This window comes from Alishewanella sp. HL-SH06 (genome assembly GCF_052656265.1).
In genome coordinates this window covers 139,918-162,568 of the sequence record NZ_CP199752.1, presented here as the reverse complement: position 1 = coordinate 162,568, position 22,651 = coordinate 139,918, and the positions used below count along the sequence as shown (strand labels likewise).

Sequence of the window (22,651 nt, the reverse complement as noted above, 5' to 3'; positions counted from 1 at the left end):
GTATTGAATCTAGTTGCTGAACTTGCTGGTGTCAAACGTGTAACAGAATTAAACATTGCTTGCAGCGGCAAAATAATGACATAGTATAAAGCAGACTTCTAGAAGTCTTTTCGCCTTTGGACAACGTTGGAGCAACATATGAAAAAGAATACCCAGTTAATTCATGCAGGTCGTGGCAAAAAGTGGACTGGCAGTGCGGTTAATCCGCCTATCGTACGTGCTTCAACGATTGTGTTTGAGACCATGGAAGAGCTTAAAAACGCCAGTAAAAATAAAGGTAACGCTGTGCCGTATTATGGTCGGCGTGGCACGGCTACACATTTTGCATTTCAAGAAGCCATGTGTGAGTTAGAAGGTGGGGCCGGTTGTGCTTTATATCCTTGCGGTGCCGCAGCAATCAGTGGCGCTTTATTGGCGTTTTTAAAAGCAGGCGATCACTTGTTGATGGTTGATACCGCGTATGAGCCAACACGAGGGTTATGTGAAAAAGTGCTCGCCGGTTTAGGAATTGAAACCAGCTATTACGATCCCTTGTTGGGTGCCGAGATTAAGACCTTAATTCGTCCGAACACGAAGGTAATCTTTTTAGAATCACCAGGTTCGTTGACCATGGAAGTGCAAGACATACCGGCAATTTGTCAGGTTGCAAAGGCGCATAATATTATCACTATGCTAGATAACACTTGGGCTTCGCCGATCTTATGTCGACCGTTTGAGCTTGGTGTGGATATTTCTATTCAAGCTGCCACCAAATATATCATTGGTCATTCAGATGTGATGTTAGGCACAGCGAGCGCGAATGAACAGCATTGGCCGCAACTACGTGAGCAGAGTTATTTGTTAGGTTATTGCGCTTCGCCAGATGATGTATATCAAGCTAGCCGTGGTTTGCGTACGTTGGGCGTGCGTTTAAAGCAACACGAAAAAAATGCTTTAGAAGTGGCAGAGTGGTTAGCACAGCGTCCAGAAGTTGAAACAGTGCGGCATCCTGCTTTTCCTGAGCATCCAGGGCATCCGTTTTTTCAGCGCGACTTTAACGGTAGCAATGGTTTGTTTTCTTTTGTATTGAAACAGGGCAGTGCTGCGCAGGTGCAAGCCTTTATTGAAGGTATGCAGCATTTTAAAATGGGTTTCTCATGGGGTGGCTATGAGAGCTTGATTACTGCGGTGCCTAATGTACAAGCGCTTCGTTCGGTGACTCATTGGCCCTATGCTGGGCCTTTATTGCGCTTACATATTGGTTTGGAAGATCCAGAAGATTTATTGGCTGATCTGGAACAGGCATTTGCGCGCATGGCGTTGGCTTAAACTTACCCCGCAAAACCCTACGTTGGTGCGCTTGGTGTTTAAGGAGCATGGCAAACGTTTAAAGGCAGCGTTAGTTTAACGGCAACGCAAGTCGCACGTTATATTATTGCTGCCTGATATCAATGCCCCAATCACGATCAGCCACACCTGACCATTACAACCAGTATTGGGGGAAAGTAGCAATGACGGTAAGCAGCGTGTTTTGTTTTAGCTGATAAAAACGGCCGACCAAGCGCTGTATGAAGCCAAAAGCCATGGTCGCAATCGCACCGAACTGTTTTGCACAAAAGCAGAATAAGCTGTTTGATTATGCCGTGCTGCCCGCAAGGAGTTATCTTAGCTATTGCAACGCTATAACGTTCGCAATGCATTGACCTGTTCTATGGTTCTTCTACAATAGCGCCTTGATCTTTATGGAGGCTGTTATGACAGAAGTTACCCGCTCAGCAGGCATCAGCATGCAGCAACAGGTTGCGACCTGGTTAAATAAAAATCTGGTGCAACGCACCTTATTGGCATTGATCTTAATTAATGCGGCAATTTTAGGTTTAGAAACATCCAGTGCAGTGATGGCCGCATTTGGCCCACCATTAATGCTGCTCGACAAGTGTATTCTTGCCGTCTTTGTCATCGAAATTGCGCTGCGCATTTACGCTCATCGTTTGGCGTTTTTTAAAGATGCCTGGAGTTTATTTGATTTTTCCGTAGTGGCCATTGCCTTAGTGCCAGCCAGCGGGCCTTTTGCGGTATTACGCGCCCTTCGCGTATTACGGGTACTGCGTGTACTAACCTTTGTACCGTCGATGAAGAAAATTGTTGGCGCTTTAGTGCAATCGTTAAACGGTATGCTGTCGATTGCGATGGTGCTGGGCTTGGTGTACTACGTGTCTGCTGTCATGGCAACGAAGCTTTTTGGTGAAGCTTTCCCAGAGTGGTTCGGCAGCCTTGGTGCCACCTTATATACGTTATTTCAGGTGATGACGCTAGAAAGCTGGTCGATGGGGATCTCGCGGCCGGTGATGGAGCAGTTCCCCTATGCTTGGGCGTTCTTTGTGCCTTTTATTCTGATCGCCACTTTTACTATGTTGAACTTGTTTATTGCCGTGATCGTCAATGCCGTACAAAGCATGCATGATGAAGAGCACAAAGACGAAATCGATGCCAAACAGCAATTACAACAGGATCTCGTGGCGCAAATGCAGCAGTTGCAGGCAGAGTTAGCGGCGTTACGCGCGCAACTGCCGCCTGCAGCTAAATCGGATCAAGGTTGATGCATAAAGGTTTCGAGTTCTTGGCCAGTCAGCTTGCTAATACTGCTAAACATAAACCACATTGCAAAAAATAATACCAACATACTGGGCAAAACGATAACGGGGTAACTCAGCCACGTCATCGTGCCCAGCTCTTCATTAAAGGCGGTGCTGCCAGGAGGGCTAACCAAGATCACCTTGGCCAAAATATAATTAAGTACCGACGATAAAAAGAACGAGCTCGCCACCAAATAACCGGCTATTGCCATTTTCTTTTCAAATTGTGCGCGTTGTTGTTGTGCATCCAAGGCTGCATAAAGCTTATCGTTATCCAACAACTCGCCATTCAATAAAAACTTTTTCACCAACGGATAGGGTGTGTATTGGCTAATCAAAACCGCTAAGCCTAAAGCGCCGGGGATCGCGGCTTCTTTAATGGCGATATAAGCGGCATCAAGTTGCAGAAGAGCAATGCCGCCCGTTAATAACACACTGATAACACCGAGCACCGAAAAGAAATTAACCTTACCGGCTTGGCGTAAATCCCAAATACCAAAACCAATAGGAAAAGCCAGTGCAACCACAATACCCCAGACGGGGCCAAGGTATTCTTCACCGCTGAATTTACTCAGGATAATCGCAGGGATCACCACGTTTAGCAGTAGGTTACTGATGAGACCTGTCGATTTTTTTGCTGGGGTAGGACGTGTTTCCGAAGTCATAAGATACCGTATTAAAAGTCGTAAAATACCGTTAAGCGCAGTATAGCAAGAACCCAAGTTATCGCCTATGCACAGTTGTTGCCCAGTTGGTAATCAATCATAGTTGAGTACCAACGCAGAACAGGCTAGGGTGTATTAATTCTAAACGCAGTGGAGCACTGAAATGGATCAATACGCCGCCCTTAGGGCGAATGTCGGGTTATTAGGTACGGAGTTGGGTGAGACCTTACGCCAGCATCTTGGTGATGCGGTATTGGCACGAGTGGAAGAGATCCGCCAGCTGTCGAAAGAAGCGCGCCAAGGCAATAGCCAGCAAGCCGAGCAGCTACGCCAAGTACTCACGGCACTCAGTGATGATGAATTACTGCCAGTCGCTCGGGCTTTCGCGCAGTTTTTAAATTTAGCTAACCTCGCCGAGCAACATTTTAGTATTAGCGCTGCAGGGCGCAGCAGCATTGAAAAGCCGGAACCGTTAACGGAGTTGTTTCAGCGCTTAAAAGACACGGCCATCGCCAAGGGCGACATTCAACAAGCGGTACGTGAGTTATCCATTGAACTGGTATTAACGGCGCATCCTACCGAAGTGGCGCGGCGTACTCTGATTCATAAATTGACCGAAATTGCCGCCTGCCTAGCGCAATTAGAGCATCCGCAAACCGACTGGCAACAACAGCAGTTACAACTGCGTTTAACCGAGTTAATTAGCCAAGCTTGGCATACTAATGAAATTCGTGAGCAGCGGCCAACCCCAGTTGATGAAGCGAAATCGGGCTTTGCAATCATTGAAAGTTCGTTGTGGCAAGCCATTCCTGACTTTTTACGTGAACTCGATGCCGATTTACGTCGTGATCTTGGCACCGGCTTACCGCTTGATGCCGCACCCGTGCGTTTTTCTTCTTGGATGGGCGGCGATCGCGATGGTAATCCTTTTGTTACCTCCAAAGTAACCCGTCAGGTGTTGTTACTCAGTCGCTGGAAAGCGGCAGATTTGTTTATTCGAGACTTAGATTTACTGTCTACCGAGTTATCGATGAATACGGGCTCTGCGGCGCTACTCGACGCCAGTGAGCAGGCTTCTGAACCCTATCGTGCGGTACTTAACAAGTTACGCCAACAACTAATCACTACCCGAGATTGGCTAACCGAAGCGTTAAAGCATGATCGCTTACAGCGCCCGGCAGATTTAATTTGGCATAATCAGCAGTTGCTTGAACCCTTATTACTGTGCTTTGAATCATTACAGCAAAGTGGCATGCAATTAATTGCCCAAGGCCGCTTAACCGATACGCTGCGCCGCGCCTATGCTTTTGGCTTAACGTTACTGAAATTAGATATTCGCCAAGATGCCGCGCGTCATGCTGATGTTTTTGCTGAACTCACCCGTTACTTAGGCTTAGGTGATTATAGCGCTTGGACTGAAAAGGATCGGCAAGCATTTTTATTGCGAGAACTGGCAAATAAACGACCGTTATTTCCGAAAAACTGGCAACCCTCCGCCGACGTTCAAGAAGTGCTGGATACCTGCGATATCGTGGCGCGCCATGGTAACGAAGCACTGAGTACTTATGTCATTTCGATGGCGGGCAAGCCTTCTGATGTGCTAGCAGTACAATTACTGCTGCAAGAAGCGGGTAGTAGCTTTGCTATGCCAGTCGCACCGCTGTTTGAAACCTTAAGTGATTTACAAAACGCGCCCGATTGTATGCGGCAATTGCTCATTATTGATTGGTATCGCGGCTATATTAATGGTCGTCAAGAGGTAATGATCGGTTACTCCGACTCGGCTAAAGATGCCGGTGTGTTCGCGGCCGCTTGGGCACAATACAGTGCGCAAGAAGCACTCGTGAAGCTGAGTAAAGATTATGGCGTGAAGCTGACGCTGTTTCACGGTCGTGGCGGTACTATCGGCCGTGGCGGCGGCCCAGCTCATGCGGCGATTTTATCGCAGCCGCCGGGTTCGTTAGCTGGGGGATTGCGTGTAACCGAGCAAGGCGAGATGATCCGCTTTAAGTTTGGTTTGCCTGAGCTAGCCATCCGTAGTTTGGCCCTGTATGCCAGCGCGGTATTAGAAGGCATGTTGTTACCACCGCCGGTACCAAAAGAAAGCTGGCGCAGCCTGATGAGTAAGCTAGCCGATGATTCTTGCAACGCCTATCGGGCCGTCGTGCGACATAATAAAGATTTTGTGCCGTATTTCCGTGCCGCTACGCCAGAGCAAGAGCTAGGTAAGTTGCCATTAGGTAGCCGACCCGCTAAACGTAACCCGACCGGTGGCGTTGAAAGCTTACGAGCGATCCCGTGGATTTTTGCGTGGTCACAAAATCGTTTAATGCTGCCAGCATGGCTCGGAGCCGGCAATGCCTTAGCCTTGGCAGTTGAGACCGGACAAACCGATTTACTGGATGAAATGCAACAAGAATGGCCATTTTTTGCAACGCGGTTGTCGATGCTGGAAATGGTGTTTTTAAAAGCCGATCCAGAAATTTCGGCCTATTACGATCAGGTGCTAGTGCCCAAAGCGCTGCAACACCTTGGTGTTGAGTTGCGGCAGCAATTGGCGGCGGATCGCGAGTTACTGTTAAAGTTGATCCACAGTGATACGTTGATGGCCAAAGAAGGTTGGATCCGTGAGTCGATAATGCTGCGTAATACCTATGTCGATCCGCTGCATATTTTACAAGTGGAGCTGCTAAAACGCTCTCGGCACGATCCGGAGAAAATCAGTGCGCAAAGTAATCGGGCGCTGATGGTCACTATCGCCGGTATCGCGGCAGGGATGCGTAACTCGGGTTAAGCAAAATAGGCGGATAAAGACCGGCCAATTTGTGTGATACCACTGCGTTTAGGGTTTCGCACAACGCGGTTTGCTCATATCAATAGGCCATGAATTATCCATGTGGCTTGATGATGAACTTCAGCAATGAGGTTCATCTTTTCAAGCCAGCAAAGTGGTTCACATGCTTTCTCTATGGATGAGTTCTGCTATCTATGGCCTTCAACGGTTTATTGAGAGCAAATCGGCTATTTTTTCGGGCAAGTGTTCGTTTTTGTGCCGGTTTTTCATCAGCGTTATGCCAGCCTTTCTGTAACCTGTGTTGGCTGAACCTTTTAGCTGGCTTGCCAAGAGCAAGCCTGATCGGTCAAAAGCTGCGCTTTTGCCAGCAAAGCTTTGTCATGATCTGATACCCGAGTATAAAACTTCAACATTTTATGAATATTCCAATAGTGCTCAATGCCACAACTAATCTCTTGCTGCAAAGCCTGTTGTATTTCTGCGCTTGGGTTGAGCTCTTTTATTTTTGCATGAAGAATTAAAGCATTAGCGAGTTTTTCAACGCTCATCGATTTGGCACCCTGTTCCCAAGAAATAATCATGGTTGCCAAAGATGAACAAACACATAAAAACAGAATGACGACGAATGTTTTTAGATTCAGCATTTAATTTCCCTCTTAATGTTTATCCGTGAAGTTTTAACTGAGGTATCAGTTGAATATTGACTATGCTTTAACTGGGTGTCGCAATATCACTAGACTCACTGTCCAGCATGTTTTTAACATACTCCATGTTCGCTTATTTCAAAATAAGCTGGCAAGATGTTAGCATGATGTGTTTTTTTTAAAAGTAAATTGTTTCTTGTAATGCTTTTAGCTTAGATTGTTGATTTTAAAACATTGCAGATTGTTGCCAGCGCGTTTTGCCGAACACTAATGTTCATACAACTCTAAAGGTAAGCCATCGGGATCTGGAAAAAAGGTAAAGCGTTTGCCGGTAAACTCATCGACACGAATGGCTTCGACTTCAACAGCGTTGCTTTGTAAATAACTGACCCAATGGTCGAGGTCGGTGACGGCAAACGCCAGATGGCGTAAGCCTTGTGCTTCCGGTTGGCTGGGTCTGGCGGGGGCCGCTGGAAAGCTAAATAACTCTAATTGGCTGCCATCTGGCAGCTGTAAATCCAGTTTCCAAGAGCTGCGCGCAGCCCGATAATTTTCGGCCAATATTGTTAAACCCAATATTTCCGTATAAAAGGCTTTGCTGCGCGGATAATCACTGACAATCAGCGCCACATGGTGGATCGCATTTAATTTGGGTGGCTGCACTAGAGGATCTTCTTAATTTCGGTTACTAGGGTGCTATCTTTGCTGCTGTTTTGCAATGGCTTCAGTATGGCTTCGGCAGCGCTGCGTTGTTCTGTCGCCAGGTACAGTTGGCCTAAGCGAAACTGTGCCCATTCTCGAAATTCGGGCAAGCCTTCTGCTTCAAGAAAGCGTTCTAACGCGCGAATGCCTTGTTGCTCTGCGGTTTTACCGACAGCGGCAGCACGACCGAGTTGATACAGCGACAATAAACGACTGCGGCTAGCTTCTTTATCAACGGCGGGCTGTGCACTGGCTTTGGCAAACTGTTCAATCGCTGCCTCATAATCACGGCTTTGCGCAAACTTTACCCCTTGCAAAAAATAGGGCTCAGGTCGAGTTTGTAGCGTCGTTGCTTTAGCTAATAACGCCTGCGCAGCGGCCGGGTCATCGAGTTGCAGTAGCAATTCCAGTTCCAGTAATTGGCCTTGCAGCGGTGAGGTAAGTTGCAGCTGCTTACTCAGTTGTAACGCTTGCGCTTTATCACCACCAGCAATACCTGGTGCCTGTGCATAATATTTCGCTAAGGCTTGTAAATACTGTGCATTGTCTGGTGCCAGTTCTACTGCCGTGGCAAAGGCTTTTGCGCAGCGTTTTGCCGCGCTGAGTGCACTGAACATACTGGCTTTTTGTGCGCTGTCGCAGTTAGCTTGGCCATACCAAAATTGGTATTGCGCCTGCTCAGGGGCGTTTTTCACCGCTCGGGCTAACAGCTTTTCGGCGAGTTCAACGTTACCCAGTGACAACTCGGTGCGGCCGAGCGCAGCCAATAAGGCCGCGTCTTTTGTTTTGGCATTCACCAAGGGCGTTAACAGGCTTTTTGCTTCTTGATAGGCCTGTTGTTGCCAAAGCCCTTGTACTTGTTGCGGCACATCTTGTTGTGCCGCAAGGGTAAAGCTGCCGCACAGCAGTGCGGCGGGAAAAAAGGCGAAACATGCTATTCCTTAAAGTGTTCACTCTTGCATGCTAGGGTAAGATAATGCCCAGTTTACATAAAGCTCGGTGCCGGTTTTTAACGCTTTTTCATCAGCATAGAAAAACGGTGAATGATTCGCAGGTGCTTTAGCTGCGTCTTGACCTTCAGGCGTAACGCCAAGAAAAACAAATAAGCCTGGTGTTTCTAAGGCGTAAAATGAGAAATCTTCGGCACCCGTCACTAGGGCGCTCTCTTCAACTTTTTCTTTACCCGCAACTTGTTGCAAAATTGGCAATGAGCGACGAGTCAGCACCGGATCATTTAACGTGACAGGATAACCTTCGAGGATTTTAACATCGGCAGTGGCACCGGTTACGGCAGCACTGGCTTGCGCGGCTTGTGTTAATAAACCAAAAATTTGTTGGCGAATACCCATATCAAAGTTACGAATCGTGCCTTCTAAATACACTTCATCAGGAATAATATTATTGCGTACGCCGCCTTCAACGATACCAAAACTGACAACGGCTGGCGCGCGGGTAATATTAATTTGGCGGCTGACAATGGTTTGCACATTATTGACGATTTGCGCTGCAGCCACGATCGGGTCAACCCCAGCCCAAGGCGCAGAGCCATGGGTTTGCTTACCTTTAACGGTGATTTGAAATTGATCTGAGGAGGCCATCAAAGGCCCTTGCCGATATTTCACAACACCGACATTGGCGGCAGACCAAACATGAATGCCGAAGATGGCTTCGGGTTTGCTTTTAGCAAACAAGCCTTCTTTTAGCATCAGTTCGGCACCGCCTTCTTCACCTGCCGGTGCGCCTTCCTCTGCCGGTTGGAAGATAAACATCACTTTACCGGTGAGCTGCGCTTTGTTTTTTGAGAGATATTCGGCCGCGCCCATTAGCATTGCCACATGTAAATCGTGGCCACAGGCATGCATTACGCCCACTTCTTTACCGCGATATTCGCCTTTGGCTTCTGAGCGAAACGGTAAGTCGGTTTGTTCGACAACCGGCAAACCATCCATATCAGCGCGTAATGCCAGTAAGGGGCCGGGCTTACCACTGTCTAAAATCGCCACCACTCCGGTATGCGCAATATCGGTTTGCACGGTCATACCGAGTTTTTTTAAGTGTGCGGCAACCAATTTCGAGGTGCGAAATTCGCGGTTACTTAATTCAGGGTGCTGGTGCAGATCCCGGCGCCATTCAATCACTTTCTTTTCTAGCTCAGGGCTAATGCGTTGGGTGTCAGCGAAAAGTGGCATGGCCATAAAGGCGAATTGGCTGGCTAGCAGGGCGGCTACAAGGGGGCGTAAGATCATGATGAGACTCCAGGAAAAGTTAGTGAGATCTACTATGCGCAAATTGGCTTAATAAATCCAGTGTCGTGGCAATATCTGCTGCTGATACATCTAAATGACAGACCCAGCGCAAGCGCGTGAGGTTGCCACTGGCACTGGCGTAATTGCTGCTGGTGAGTTTGACGTTATGCTTAGCCAGAAAATCAAGCAGCTCATTAGCCAAAGCCGGAGTGATATCTGTAAACACAATATTGGTTTGCGGCAAATCTAACTGCAAATGCCCAGCAAAACAGCCTTTAGAGCTTAATGCTTGTAACCCTTTCGCGAGCGTATCAGCATTATGATGATCCTCTGCCAAACGCTGAATATTATGTTGCAAGGCATATAAGCCCGCGGCGGTAAGCATACCGGTTTGGCGCATGCCGCCGCCGAGCATCTTGCGTACACGCCGCGCGCGCTGGATAAAAGCCTGCGAGCCTAGTAATAATGAGCCTACTGGTGCACCTAAGCCTTTGGATAAACAAATTGAAACCGAGTCATACCCCTGGCACAGGGCTTTAGCCATGGCGGTTGGGCTCAGTTGATGCTGTGGCGCTAAAGCCACTGCCGCATTAAATAAGCGCGCACCGTCGATATGGCATTGCAGTTTTTTTCTTTCGCTAGCGCGGCCACTTGCTGCATATAACGTAACGGCAATACCTTGCCGCCGATGGTGTTTTCAATCACGATCAAGCGCGTACGGGCAAAGTGTGGATCGTCTGGCTTGATAGCATCGCTGATATCTTGTAGCGCTAGGCTACCATCCGCTTGCAGCGCAATTGGTTGCGGTTGGATTGAACCGAGCACCGCCATACCGCCGGCTTCCCATTTATAGGTATGCCATTGTTGACCTACGATGGCTTCATCGCCGCGCTGGCAATGGCTCATCATGGCAATCAGGTTGGTTTGCGTGCCACTTGGTGCAAACAACGCATCTTCAAACCCCAGCATATCTGCTGCGTAGCGTTGCAGTGCTATAGTAGTCGGGTCATCATTAAATACATCATCACCCAACGCGGCGTTGAGCATCGCTTGTTTCATGGCGACAGAAGGTTGGGTTACCGTATCACTGCGAAAATCTGGCATCTGGTCTCATCTCTGCGGCTAACATCTGGCGTTCAGGCTAGATTGCTGGCAGGCTAAAAGCAAGTTGCTTGCGTTTGCTAGACGAGGTCTAGCGACAGAGTATAGAGGAAGAGCATGGCTGATTATTTTTTTGAACCACAGCAGGGGCATGGTTTGGCACATGACCCGTTTAACAGCATTATTGCGCCACGGCCCATTGGTTGGATTTCTAGCATTAGCAATGCTGGGCAGGTTAATCTGGCACCTTACAGTTTTTTTAATTTGTTTAACTATAAGCCACCGATTATTGGCTTTGCCAGCACCGGTTGGAAAGATTCGGTACAAAATATTGCCGAGCAAGGTGAATTTTGTTGGAACCTGGTGAATCGACCTTTGGTGGAGGCGATGAATCAAACCAGTGCCAGTGTTGCCGCCGACGTGAACGAGTTTGCCTTGGCCGGCTTAACGATGGCTGCGTCTAAATTGATTAAACCGCCACAGGTAGCCGAAAGCCCTGTGCGATTTGAATGCAAGCTAAGCCAGTTAATCCCATTACAGACAGCCAATGGCGAGCAGGTACCCACTTGGTTGGTGCTGGGTGAAGTGGTTGGGGTGCATATTGCGTCATCGTTATTAATTGATGGGGTGTTTGACACCTTGGCTGCAGATCCGGTATTACGGGCGGGTGGCCCTGGCGATTATTACACGTTAAATGCCGCGAATAAATTTAGCTTATTGCGACCAAAAACTTAAGGATGAACATATGCAACGGCAACTCTGCGCATTATTGTTAGGCTTAACTTCAGCGGCCATGTTGCACGCGGAACCGCTAACACCTGAAGCCGTATCGCTCGATTTGGCGCAAGTGGTGCCCGCGGCGCTGCAGCAGTTTGATACGCCGGGGATGGCTGTGGTTATTATTAAAGATGGCCAATTGGTGCATCAGGCGGGTTATGGTGAACGTGATATAAGTGCCCAAGCGCCAGTGACCGCGGAGACATACTTTCGCTTGGCCTCTGCGAGCAAAGCGTTTACCGCTGCCAGTGTGGCGATCTTAGTGGATGCCGGGAAGTTAAATTGGGACGACAAAGTGGTACAGCATTTACCGCAATTTCGTTTGCAAGATGCTTGGGTCACTGCCGAGTTTTCGATACGTGATTTATTGAGTCAGCGCAGTGGCTTAGCCAGTGGCGCAGGCGACAGTATGATTTGGCCTGAGCCCAGTGGTTTTAGTCGTGATGAAGTGATCAACAATTTACGCTACTTAACACCGTTAAGCAGTTTTCGCAGCCAATATGCTTATAGTAATGTGCTGTATATCACTGCCGCCGAATTAGTGGCCAAAGTCAGTGGCCAGCCTTGGCAGGATTTTGTTGCCGAGCAAATTTTTCAGCCGCTGGAGATGCAGTGTTATGCCGGTGCCGTGCCTGATAGCGCCTTAGCCGAAGCGGCACTACCGTATGAGTTTCGTGCCGAAGTGGGTTTTTTGCCGATCCCACGAAATGCGATTGACGGTAAAATGTTGATGGCCGCAGCTGCAGGTGGTGTGGTGTGTCGCGCCTCCGACATGGCGAAATGGTTAAGTTTTTTATTGGCTCAAGCCGATGCCGGTACCGCAAAAGCGGGGCCGGTCAGTCGTCAGCAATTACAACAAATGTGGACTGCACAAACGCTGATGCCCGTCAGTTCACTCGATTTGGAATTAGATTTCACCCATTTTAGTGCCTACGGTATGGGTTGGCGCATGGCGGATATGCATGGTTATAAGGTGATTCATCATACCGGCACCTTATCGGGTTTTCAGGCACATGTGTTGTTAGTGCCAGAGCAGCAGTTGGGGGTTGTGGTATTAAATAATGGTTCAAACAGTGGTGCACGCCAGTCGGTGGTGCAAACGGTGTTAAAGCATTATCTAGCGCCTGAACTGCAGCGTGATTGGGTCAGTTACTATGCCGATCAACGACAAGCCTTTGCGCAGCGCGCAGCGCCGCCGCAACCGGTGGGGACAGGTGAGGTGTTGTTGGCATTACAAGATTACGCAGGCAGCTATGTGGACCAATGGTTTGGTGGTATTGAAATCAGCCAAACGGATAGCGGTTTACGTTTTCAGTCAGCGAAAATGATTAATTTACAAGGCAGTTTGCAGCCGTTTGCCGATCATAGCTTTATCGTGCAATGGGATGATGCCAATGTCGCGCGCAATGCGTTAATCCATTTTGAGCTTAATAATCTGCGGCAAGTCACCGGCTTTAGGTTAGAGCCTTATGCAGCAGAGCCTGGTGAGCGCCACGAATATCGGGATATGCACTTTTACAAACAGTAAGGGCGAAACAAAAAAGGCAGCCGAAGCTGCCTTTTTCATGAGCGGGTATGACTTAGTAGAAGTTCATCCGGAAGTCGATACCAAATACCCGTGGTTCGTTAACAAAACCAGTCAGGTTACTGAAGTCAATGGCACCTTTCAGGTTGTCCTGATCAGTGATATTGCGGCCAAACACACCGACTTCATAACTGTTTTTGTAGTTAACGTAGGCCACGCGTAAGCCAGCTTCATTATTGTTTTTGCTGTTGAATTCTGCTGATTCATACAAGAACAAATTGGTGTCGCCTTGCACTTGGTAATCGGCATACACATAGATTTCACCGCTTTCTAACGGATAATCGTAGCGTGCATTCAAGGTTAAAATGGTTTCTGGAGCTTGTGGGAACGGGTTGCCGTTAATTAACGCTAAACCATTTACCACCGGATCTAACACCGTACACTGGCCAGAGCCACAAGGTGCAATAGTCAGGTTGTCGTCTTTTAGCTCGGTTTTGTTATAGCTAAAACCACCCCCTAACATCAGGTTTTTTAATACCCGATAGTCAAAATCTACTTCAAAGCCGTAGCCTGTGCCTTTGTCAGCATTGATTAGCTGGTTACCTTGGGTTTCACCACCAATGGCTGATAATTGAATATCATCAATGACGTAATAAAACAGCGCAGCATTTAAGCGTAAGGTGTTGTCGAGTAAGTCAGACTTAGTACCCACTTCAAATGAAGTAATGGTTTCAGCACCGGCGACTGACGGCGGCGCTTCAAATGCCACATCACGACCTTGGATAGTTTGCGCACGGAAACCTTCGGCGGCGCGGGTAAATAAGCTAGTCGTATCGGTTAAGCGATAGTTAGCGCTTAATTCCCAGCCTAATTGATCGTCTTTTACTTTGATCGGATCATATTGTTGCTCAGACGCGATACCAAGTACTACCGCAAAACCATCAACGTTTTGTTGGCCAACCGAGAAGGTTTTTTCATCATCGGTATAACGTAAGCCGCCCGTTACGGTTAGCTTTTCAGTCAGTTGATAGGTTGCTTGACCAAATAATGCCCAGCTAGTATTGCCGTGAAATACTTCGGTGGCACCAAAGAAACCATCAACGGTATTCACCGCAAAAGATGAGTCAAAATAGTAAGTACCGACCTGCCAGCTCAGCGCATTACTGGTATCACTGGCTAAGCGGAATTCTTGGGTAAATTGACGCAGACCATTCAGTTGATCTTCAGTAACGGCATCGGCTACTGCAGCATCACCCGCTTCATTCACATTACCACCGTCGATGTCACCAATACCGCCGCCACTGGCTTTTTCTAATGCGGTGATAGAGGTAAGGGTCATTTCTTCTAATTTCACGTCAACTTTCAGCGAGGTACCCCAAGCATCATAGTTTTGACGGTTATTACCTGGGCCATCATAAGCGACAACATCACGATCGTAATTGTTGTTTAGCTCGTTGCTGCCTTTCGTCAGGATATTTTTGCGGAACATGGTTGATGTGCCGTCGTAGTTACGATTATGCACATTTAACAAGGCATCAAATGCATCTGATTCAAATAAGAATTGTAGACGTGCCGCGCGCTCATCATAGCCGCCCATCACATCATTTTGGCCAGTAAAGCTATTGTCGATCCAGTTACTGCGATGTTGTGATAACAATGACAAACGAGCAGAGAGTGAATCAGTTAAACCGCCACCCACAGCACCTTCAAAGTGTGCGCTGCCTAAGGTGCCAGCCGTCGTTTTTACATAGGCATCGAATTCTTGGCGTGGCTTAACGGTATCAAATTTAATGATACCGGCGGTGGTGTTACGACCAAACAGCGTGCCTTGTGGGCCACGTATCACTTCTACTTGTTCGACGTCGAACAACGGGAAGCTTTTTAAGATCACGTTTTCCATAACAACATCATCCATGACGATAGACACAGGTTGTGATGCAGCGAGATCGAAATCAGTGTTACCTAAACCACGAATATAAAAACGTGGTGCGGCACGGCCGTTCGAACTTTCGGCGTAGAGGCCGGGTACTTTAATCGCTAAAGCGGTAATGTCATCACCCGATGAGAAAATACTGTCGAACTTTTCACCAGACAGTGTGGCCACAGAGATTGGCACTTCTTGAATGCTTTGGCTGCGACGCTGTGCGGTAATAGTGATGGTTTCCAGTTGTTTTTCTTCAGTTTCTAGATTTTTGTCACTTTCCTGCGCCAGCAGAGCAGGAGAAAAACCCAGTGTTGCACCGAACAGTGCTGCGTGCATCGCAGCGACTAGGGCAGATTTGCTGAATGGGGTCATTAACATTGCACCTTTTAAGTTGTGAGCGAATCGTCATTTTATGAGTTTATGTGCCTATAACGATGCCGTGCTGGAGTGACCACAGTGGCATGGTTAAAAAGCGGCCTTAATATACCAGCTTATCGTGTTTTTTGCTGCAGTTAGCCGAATTTTTCAACAAGAACACTAGTAAAGTGATCGCCGGTGTTGTAACAACGTAAACAGCGTAAATGGTTAAGGGATAAGACGATGCGTTTTTTAACGGTTTTGTGGTGCCTTGTGCTTTTGGGTGTTAGCCCGGGGTTATTTGCACATACCACCGGTTGGCAACCTGCACAGCATTTACGTGCAGAGTTAGTAAGTGAATACCAAACGGTAAAGCCTGGGCAAACACTGCAACTCGCCTTACATTTTATCCCTGACGAACACTGGCACACCTACTGGATTAACCCAGGTGACTCAGGCTTACCCACCAGTATTGATTGGCAGCTACCCGCAGGCGTGACGGCGGGCCCCATTCAATGGCCCACACCTCAGCAATTCTCTATTCCCCCTTTAATGAATTACGGTTTCGGCGGCCCCACCGTGTTGCTGAGCGAATTAACCGTACCGGCAGATTACGCCGCTACTGAGCTAAATATTGCGGCAAATGTTGATTGGCTGGTTTGTGAAGAGATTTGTATTCCCACCTCAGCCAGTTTTGAACTGACCTTGGCGGTGGCTGCACAAGCTATCGTGTCAGAAACCGCCGTTGACCTGATCAACCTAGGTAAAGTGAGTCAGCCCAATGTACTTGCGGTCAGCGGTCAATATGATATTGCCGGAGGCAGCTTGTCAGCCGCGATCAGTGGCTTGCCTGATATCGATTTTCAACATTTCTTCGTGCGCGCCACTGAAGTTGTAGATCACGCCGCGCCGCAGCAATTATTAGTCAGTGAAGGGGAGTGGATTTTACGCCAGCCGCTGAACACTTACTTTACCGGTGCGCCAGAGCAATTTGAAGTGGTGTTGGTCAGCGCTTCCGGGCAGGGGTACAGTGTGCAATTGCAAGTGGCCAGTGATGGTGCTGCAAGCAGCAGCCCTGCCACGAAAACAGCGCCAACGCTGTGGTTGGTGTTATTAATGGCCGCAGCAGGCGGTTTTATTTTGAATCTCATGCCGTGCGTGTTCCCGGTATTATCGTTAAAAGCCTTGAGTATTGCCGGTAACACCGGTTCGCAGCAACAACAGCGCTCAGATGCCCTGTTTTACAGTTTGGGGGTAGTGCTCAGTTTCGTCGCTTTAGCATTAGTGTTATTAGCCCTGCGCAGTGCCGGCAGTGCGGTTGGTTGGGGCTTTCAATTACAAAGCCCTTGGCTCGTGGCGGCACTGGCCTATCTGTTATTTGCCTTGGGCTTAAGTTTGTCGGGTTTGGTGCAGTTTGGCTTGGGCTTGATGAATACCGGCAGCGGCTTAACCCAGAAAAAAGGCGGTAAAGGCTCGTTTTTTACCGGCGTTCTGGCAGTGATTGTCGCTAGCCCTTGTACCGCACCCTTTATGGGCGGCGCGTTAGGGTATGCCGTGACGCAACCTCCGTTGTTAGCCTTGTTGGTTTTCGTAGCCTTGGGCTTAGGCATGGCGCTGCCTTTCTTGTTACTTGCCTATATGCCTCGCTTGGCAAAAGCCTTACCTAAGCCTGGCGCCTGGATGGAGACCTTAAAGCAATTATTGGCCTATCCACTGTATTTAAGCGCTGTTTGGCTGGCTTGGGTCTTTGGCCGACAAGTTGGTATTGATGCCTTGGCCATTTTGCTGTGTGGTGCGGTGGCCATTGCCGCAGCCTGTTGGTTATGGGGCCGCTGGCAAATTCGCCGACAAGGTATCGCTGAACCGATCTTTGCCGTGCTGCTGCTGGTGTTAGCCATGTATGTCGTGAGTTTTCCTGCACCTAATACCTCAACCAATACCGCTGATGCAGCACAGCAACATTGGTCAGCATGGAGCCCGCAACGTTTAGCTGAACTTAAAGCCGCCAATAAACCGGTACTGGTTAATATGACAGCCGATTGGTGTATTACCTGCTTAGTCAATGAACAGGTGGCACTGAATACCGAGAGCAGTAAAGCCGCCTTAGCCTTATATGATGTGACCTATTTGAAAGGCGACTGGACGCTCAAAGATGCCGATATCAAGGCCTATTTGCATCAATATCAACGCGAGGGCGTGCCTTTATATGTGTTGTATTGGCCAGGGCAGCCTGCCGAAGTGTTACCACAGATTTTAACGCCTGATACGCTCAGGCAAACCTTAGAGCGGTTAAGTCGTCAATAACACCGCTTCATTTATTTGAACATTTACAGGAGTTAACCCTATGAAAAAAATGACATTACTTGCAGCAGCCGCTGCTACGTTGTTTGCGGCTAACCTGTTTGCAGCACCGCAAGTAGGTGCGCCAGCACCTGACTTTACGGTAAAAGACTCAACCGGTAAGGTACACAGCCTAAAAGATTTTGCTGGCAAAGAGGTGGTATTAGAGTGGACCAATCATGATTGTCCGTTTGTGGTGAAACATTACAACGGCAATATGCAGCAGTTGCAAAAAACCTATACCGAGCAAGACGTAGTGTGGCTCAGTGTGATTTCCTCTAAGCCCGGCAGTCAAGGCCACATTGATGGCGCAAAATCAGCTGAACTGACCACAAGCCGTGGTGCCGCGCCAACAGCGGTGTTATTTGATGAAAGTGGTGTGATGGGTAAAGCCTATGATGCGCGTACCACACCACATATGTATGTAATTGATAAAGCCGGTGTACTGCAGTATATGGGTGGCATTGATAGCATCCCGTCTGCCAAAGTAGATGATATTGCTAAAGCTACACCGTATTTCGCTAATGCTGCAACCGCAGTATTAGCCGGTCAAACGCCTGATCCTGCGGTGACTAAGCCTTATGGCTGCAGCGTTAAATACTAAGAGGTGAGTATGCTGCCGGTTTCAAGCAGCCGGCAGCTCACTGAGCGCCACTGCAGCAAAATAAATCGCCGTTTTGCTCTCGTGTGACGAATAATAACTGATTAACAGCTTGTCATCTTGTAATACCATCCCTGCGTAACTGCAATCACCACCTGAAGGTAATGTTAGCCATTCTGTTAGCTCACCACTCAGTAAGTTAATACCACAGAGACCGGTACGCACCCTATCATCATATAATCTGACACACGCCACTACGCGCTGATCGGGCAGTTTCAGCCAAGTTGGACCACCAATGCGGGCGCTTAATGTTGTCCACTGCCAATCGGAATAAGGTGCTGAGCTGCGGCCTAACAATCCCGGCTCAGGATCGCGGCGTAATAAACATATTACATCGTTTGTCTCTAAAAAAAGGAGATGGTTTTCATTGGCATAGCTGCCCTGATAAACATCCTGTAATGATGTAAATTTTAGAGTGGCATCAGCAGAGTAAAGCCTGGAGAGGGTTGGTCTTTTAACGTGATAGGCAAGCGCGTAGGCGGTATCTTGCTGCCAGCTGATGCGCCAGAGCCAAAAGTTTATATCGCCGATGGGCTGCGGAGCAGACCAATTGATACCGTCAGACGATGCACAAATAAATGATTGATGACTGCCGGCACTTTTATCATGTAATGCGGCTACACCATTGATTAACAGCCGGCCATCAGGGTGTAGGCTAAATTTAGGATCGCGCAAATCGGCCTGCGGATCAACGATGCAGGCCACAGCTTGCCAGCTGGCGCCTTGATCTTGTGAGCGTAATAAACGGCACATGCCATCGCCAGAAACATGGTCAGCCGCTTCGCGAAACACACACCACAGCGCACCCTGCCAAGCAATTAAGTCGGTAAAGGCATTGTGGTCACCTTGTTGCCAAATACAGCGACTGTGCATGGTGACTCCGTATTAATCTGTTTGTAAGGCCGTGATCGGATCCAACTCTGAGGCTTTAATGGCAGGATAAACCCCAAAAGCGACACCGATTAGGGCACAGATACTAAAGCTTAGCACGATGGCCGGGATTGACCAGGACACGGCCCAGCCAGAATAAAAAGCAATTAATTCAGAGAGAATAATACCAAACAGAATACCGGCGATGCCGCCAACAATAGCAATGGTGAAGCTTTCGGCAACAAACTGCAGTTTAATATCGCGTTTTGTGGCGCCAATGGCTCTCAGCAAACCAATTTCTTTGGTGCGTTCTAACACCGTGGCCAGCATGATATTCATAATACCTATACCGCCCACCAGCAGCGAGATACCCGCCACACAGGACATCACAATATTAAATATTTTTTGTGTTTGCTCCTGCTGTGCTAATAACGCCGCGGGTACGATTAAGCGAAAATCATCAATATCATTATGACGTTGCTGCAATAAATAGTTTAGGGCGCGGGCTGCGACGGCGCTATTGGCGCCTTCGGTTAACTGCAAACGAAACGAGCTGAGTTCGGCATCTAGAGGAATACTGCGAAAGCGGCTGCGGGCGGTTTGTAGCGGCATAAACAGTTGGTTTTGTTCACCACCCAGCTTAATACCCTGAAATTCGTTTTGGCTATTATAGGGCTCGGCTAACACGCCGATAACCTCTAACCAGACATGATTGACTTTAACATAACGGCCAAGTGCATCGCCTTCAGGAAACAAATTAGCGGCCATTTGTGAGCCGAGCACGGCCACTTGTGCGGCATACAGGTCTTCTTGCTCGGTAAAGTTACGGCCGCTAGCAAATGGCAAGCTACTAAGTGCCATATAACTGGGTAATACACCCACGGCTAAACCTTCGCTTTTACCGGTGTGGCTGATAATGGCATAGGTTTCGAGCTGGCGCTCGGCGCTAAAGCCGGTGATGTTAGGTAACGTTGTCACGGCCGCTTGCAGATCGCTTTGGCTCAGCCCTAAAGAATGTTTGCGATGCTCTAATAAGGTTTTTTCGTCAAAGGTTTTGCTCTCAACAATAATGTTGCGCAGCCCCATGGTTTCAATGGTTTTTAAGGCTTCGCGTTCGGCGCCTTCACCAATATTGAGCATCGCAATTACCGCACCTACACCAAATATCATACCGAGTAAGGTTAGAAAGGTACGAAGTTTATGTTGTGCCAACTCGGCCAAGGTATCTTTTAGCATGGCGCTATGTTTCATGTTAGTTCTCCGGTGGCAATAAGCTGATACGATCGCCGGCGCTTAGGCCTTCGATAATTTCGGCGTGTGTTAGGCTTTTAGCACCTAAGCTCACGGCTTGTCGTTGCAAACTGCCGCCGCGTTGTTGCCACACATATTGGCCTTTTTCATCGCTGAAAATGGCTTGCAAGGGTAGCGCTAACACCTCCGGCAAGGTGTTAGCTAAAATCTCAGCGCGTACTTTTGCTCCCGGTAAAAAGAAATCTTGTTGGGCGCTTGGTGCCACGATAACTTCAATATAGCGGCGCGGATCGCGACGTTCGCGCGATTGCGCCACTTGACCCACGCTTTGGATGCGGCCCTCAAGTACTTGCTCTGGGCGAGCGGTTAAACGAAATAACACCGGTTGATCGACCGCTAAGCCAACCGACTCTTGTTCAATAATCAGCAGTTTGACATGTTGCAAGCTTAAGTCTGGAATACTGCCCAGCTTTTCACCGGGAAACACCATCCGACCCACCTCGGGTTTTTCACCGCGCCAATTGCTGTCATATAGCAAAATACCTTTGTGTTGAGCGCGGATTTCGAGTGCAGCTAAGCCCGTTTCAGCTTGGGTTAGTAAGCTTTGTTGCTGCCCTTTTTGCAGTTGCAGCAAGTCGAGTTCGCCTTGTGAGCGGTTGGCAAAACTTTGTTGTTGCCAATCTAAGTAAGACTGCTTTTCACCTAAAAACTCTTTATTTTGCATCGAGTCTAAGATTTCTAGGCGTGAGCGTATTTGGATATCATCAATACTAAAACGGTCGGCAAAAGCAAATTCTTGCTGCACAAGGCGCTGATCTAAGCCAATAGTGGACAGTTCCGCTTGTTGCTGAGTGCCTTTAAAGTCTTGATCGGCCAGCACGCCAGATAAAGCATTACTGGCATCACGCCGGCTGCGTTCTAACTGTGTCGCATCAAAACGGATCACCAAATCTCCGGGTGAAACACTGCTGTATTCTGGGGTGATCTCGGCAATAAAACGGGGGCCTCGGGTACTTTGAGGCGCATTAATGCTAATGGCGTTAACGGCAAATAACTCCCCTTCAGCTTGAATGCGGTGTTCAAGCGTGCTCGATTGCAGTGTTAATAAGGCTGCGTTCTCATCGGTTTCACTACAACCACTGAGCAGCAGCAAACTTCCGGCTAACATAACGGCAAAGCGCATTATTCACCTCCTGCCGCTAAACGAATTTGTAAGCGCGCACTCATACCCGGGCGCATAATAGCCAAATCTGTTTCATCGAGTTTGATACTGGCATCAACGACTCGGCTAAGATTTTCGGCTGTTTTGTTGCGCACCGCAGTACCTAAATCGGTCAGCACACCACTAAAGTTGCGCTCGGGATAGGCATCCAAGGTAATTTGCACCGTAAGGCCGCTACGAAGGTACTTTAAATCAACTTCATCAATTTCTGTTTTGATATACAAACTTTCTAATTGGCTAACTTCGGCAATGGGTTGGCCAAACTGAACGGTATCGCCAACCGATGACTTTTCACCGTTATAATTGGGTACATATACCATAATGCCGGCAAAAGGCGCGCTAATTTTTAACGAGGCAACTTCCCGTTTTAGTTGTTCCACTTCGGCGCTTAAGCGGGCGATTTTCGAGGAAATAATTTGTTGCTCGGCATCGCGTTGTTGTTGATGAAAATCTAAACGACTTTGCGCTAATTGATACTGACTTTTCGCAATAGTGAAGTCGATCTGCGATTTTCGGCGATCATTTGCAGAGCGAGAGTTATCCACTATCTCGGCCTTACGCTGTTCACGATCATGGTCGTTTTTGCGTTCGGCTAATTGCAGTTTTAATTCCTCAAAACGTTGTTCATCAGCGGTTAAACGGTTGGCTAATTCTTGCTCTGCACTGCGCAGTTCAATATTTTTATTACGCAGCTCGTCTTGTACGCTTTGGCTATCAAAGCCAATTACCGGCATGCCTTGTTGCAACAAACTGCCTTCTGGCGTCATTTCTTTAATATTGTATTGCCATAAGCGGCCGACACTGGGAGGGGTGATGGTAAAAAAAGTGGCTGCGGCTAACTGACCCGTTGCTCGTACCGTTTGGCGTTGTTGCTCATTATTGCTCGTTTCTGGTGCGGGTGTGCAGCTAATTAAGCCGAAACAAACCAGGCTAGAGAGTAGCAGTCGAAATGGCATG

At 48.2% G+C, this 22,651-nt stretch carries 17 protein-coding genes and 1 pseudogene; 7 read left to right on the top strand and 11 right to left on the bottom strand.

Going from position 1 to position 22,651, the window contains the following annotated elements:
- Positions 1-138: 138 nt before the first annotated feature.
- Both ACUJFK_RS00775 and ACUJFK_RS00770 read left to right on the top strand, forming a co-directional pair.
- Complete coding sequence (locus ACUJFK_RS00775; protein WP_226751414.1) at positions 139-1,308, top strand: cystathionine beta-lyase; 1,170 nt, start codon at positions 139-141, stop codon at positions 1,306-1,308.
- Between the two features lie 425 nt (positions 1,309-1,733).
- On the top strand, positions 1,734-2,579 hold the full coding sequence (locus tag ACUJFK_RS00770) for an ion transporter (protein ID WP_445425770.1): 846 nt from the start codon (positions 1,734-1,736) through the stop codon (positions 2,577-2,579).
- Here ACUJFK_RS00770 and ACUJFK_RS00765 read toward each other — a convergent pair.
- Positions 2,570-3,280, bottom strand: a complete 711-nt coding sequence (locus tag ACUJFK_RS00765; protein WP_306178635.1) for a VC0807 family protein — start codon at positions 3,278-3,280, stop codon at positions 2,570-2,572. The two genes, ACUJFK_RS00770 and ACUJFK_RS00765, sit on opposite strands and share 10 nt — an antisense overlap.
- Positions 3,281-3,443: 163 nt before the next feature.
- On the opposite strand from ACUJFK_RS00765, the gene ppc reads away from it, so the two are divergent.
- A complete protein-coding gene (ppc, locus tag ACUJFK_RS00760; RefSeq protein WP_445425769.1) occupies positions 3,444-6,074 on the top strand; it encodes a phosphoenolpyruvate carboxylase in 2,631 nt (876 codons plus the stop codon).
- A 314-nt stretch (positions 6,075-6,388) separates the two neighbouring features.
- Here the strand turns inward: ppc and ACUJFK_RS00755 are convergent, their stop codons facing one another.
- The 5 genes and pseudogenes from ACUJFK_RS00755 to ltaE all read right to left on the bottom strand — a co-directional run bounded on the left by ACUJFK_RS00755 (position 6,389) and on the right by ltaE (position 10,770).
- On the bottom strand, positions 6,389-6,718 hold the full coding sequence (locus tag ACUJFK_RS00755; RefSeq protein ID WP_445425768.1) for a hypothetical protein: 330 nt from the start codon (positions 6,716-6,718) through the stop codon (positions 6,389-6,391).
- Between the two features lie 267 nt (positions 6,719-6,985).
- Positions 6,986-7,381 (bottom strand): SMU1112c/YaeR family gloxylase I-like metalloprotein, encoded by a 396-nt coding sequence (gloA2, locus tag ACUJFK_RS00750; RefSeq protein ID WP_445425767.1) that lies wholly within the window; start codon positions 7,379-7,381, stop codon positions 6,986-6,988.
- Positions 7,381-8,289 (bottom strand): tetratricopeptide repeat protein, encoded by a 909-nt coding sequence (locus ACUJFK_RS00745; protein ID WP_445425766.1) that lies wholly within the window; start codon positions 8,287-8,289, stop codon positions 7,381-7,383. Before ACUJFK_RS00745 ends, gloA2 begins: the two co-directional genes overlap by 1 nt.
- An 81-nt stretch (positions 8,290-8,370) precedes the next feature.
- Positions 8,371-9,666 (bottom strand): amidohydrolase, encoded by a 1,296-nt coding sequence (locus tag ACUJFK_RS00740; protein WP_445425765.1) that lies wholly within the window; start codon positions 9,664-9,666, stop codon positions 8,371-8,373.
- A 19-nt stretch (positions 9,667-9,685) separates the two neighbouring features.
- A pseudogene (gene ltaE, locus ACUJFK_RS00735) lies at positions 9,686-10,770 on the bottom strand (low-specificity L-threonine aldolase).
- A gap of 114 nt (positions 10,771-10,884) precedes the next feature.
- Here ltaE and ACUJFK_RS00730 point away from each other — a divergent pair.
- Both ACUJFK_RS00730 and ACUJFK_RS00725 read left to right on the top strand, forming a co-directional pair.
- On the top strand, positions 10,885-11,502 hold the full coding sequence (locus tag ACUJFK_RS00730) for a flavin reductase family protein (protein WP_445425764.1): 618 nt from the start codon (positions 10,885-10,887) through the stop codon (positions 11,500-11,502).
- A gap of 10 nt (positions 11,503-11,512) precedes the next feature.
- Positions 11,513-13,072 carry a serine hydrolase gene (locus tag ACUJFK_RS00725; protein WP_445425763.1) on the top strand — a complete coding sequence of 520 codons (1,560 nt, stop codon included), beginning with the start codon at positions 11,513-11,515 and terminating at the stop codon, positions 13,070-13,072.
- Positions 13,073-13,124: 52 nt separating this feature from the next.
- Here ACUJFK_RS00725 and ACUJFK_RS00720 read toward each other — a convergent pair whose 3' ends face one another.
- Positions 13,125-15,365 (bottom strand): TonB-dependent receptor, encoded by a 2,241-nt coding sequence (locus ACUJFK_RS00720; RefSeq protein ID WP_445425762.1) that lies wholly within the window; start codon positions 15,363-15,365, stop codon positions 13,125-13,127.
- Positions 15,366-15,593: 228 nt separating this feature from the next.
- Here ACUJFK_RS00720 and ACUJFK_RS00715 point away from each other — a divergent pair, with 228 nt between their 5' ends.
- On the top strand, positions 15,594-17,654 hold the full coding sequence (locus ACUJFK_RS00715; protein WP_445425761.1) for a protein-disulfide reductase DsbD family protein: 2,061 nt from the start codon (positions 15,594-15,596) through the stop codon (positions 17,652-17,654).
- A gap of 40 nt (positions 17,655-17,694) precedes the next feature.
- On the top strand, positions 17,695-18,294 hold the full coding sequence (locus tag ACUJFK_RS00710) for a redoxin domain-containing protein (protein ID WP_229586094.1): 600 nt from the start codon (positions 17,695-17,697) through the stop codon (positions 18,292-18,294).
- Positions 18,295-18,315: 21 nt separating this feature from the next.
- Here the strand turns inward: ACUJFK_RS00710 and ACUJFK_RS00705 are convergent, their stop codons facing one another.
- From ACUJFK_RS00705 to ACUJFK_RS00690, 4 genes are read right to left on the bottom strand one after another with little or no spacing between them, the layout of a single operon-like run.
- Positions 18,316-19,224 carry a sialidase family protein gene (locus ACUJFK_RS00705; protein ID WP_306178624.1) on the bottom strand — a complete coding sequence of 303 codons (909 nt, stop codon included), beginning with the start codon at positions 19,222-19,224 and terminating at the stop codon, positions 18,316-18,318.
- Positions 19,225-19,236: 12 nt separating this feature from the next.
- Positions 19,237-20,472 carry an ABC transporter permease gene (locus ACUJFK_RS00700; protein ID WP_306178623.1) on the bottom strand — a complete coding sequence of 412 codons (1,236 nt, stop codon included), beginning with the start codon at positions 20,470-20,472 and terminating at the stop codon, positions 19,237-19,239.
- 1 nt (position 20,473) lies between these two features.
- The gene (locus ACUJFK_RS00695) at positions 20,474-21,655 is read right to left on the bottom strand and encodes an efflux RND transporter periplasmic adaptor subunit (protein ID WP_445425760.1); all 1,182 of its coding nucleotides are present in this window, start codon (positions 21,653-21,655) and stop codon (positions 20,474-20,476) included.
- Positions 21,655-22,650: an HlyD family secretion protein gene (locus tag ACUJFK_RS00690; protein ID WP_445425759.1), complete on the bottom strand. Its 996-nt coding sequence runs from the start codon at positions 22,648-22,650 to the stop codon at positions 21,655-21,657. The genes ACUJFK_RS00695 and ACUJFK_RS00690 overlap by 1 nt, the downstream gene beginning before the upstream one ends.
- Position 22,651: the final 1 nt, after the last annotated feature.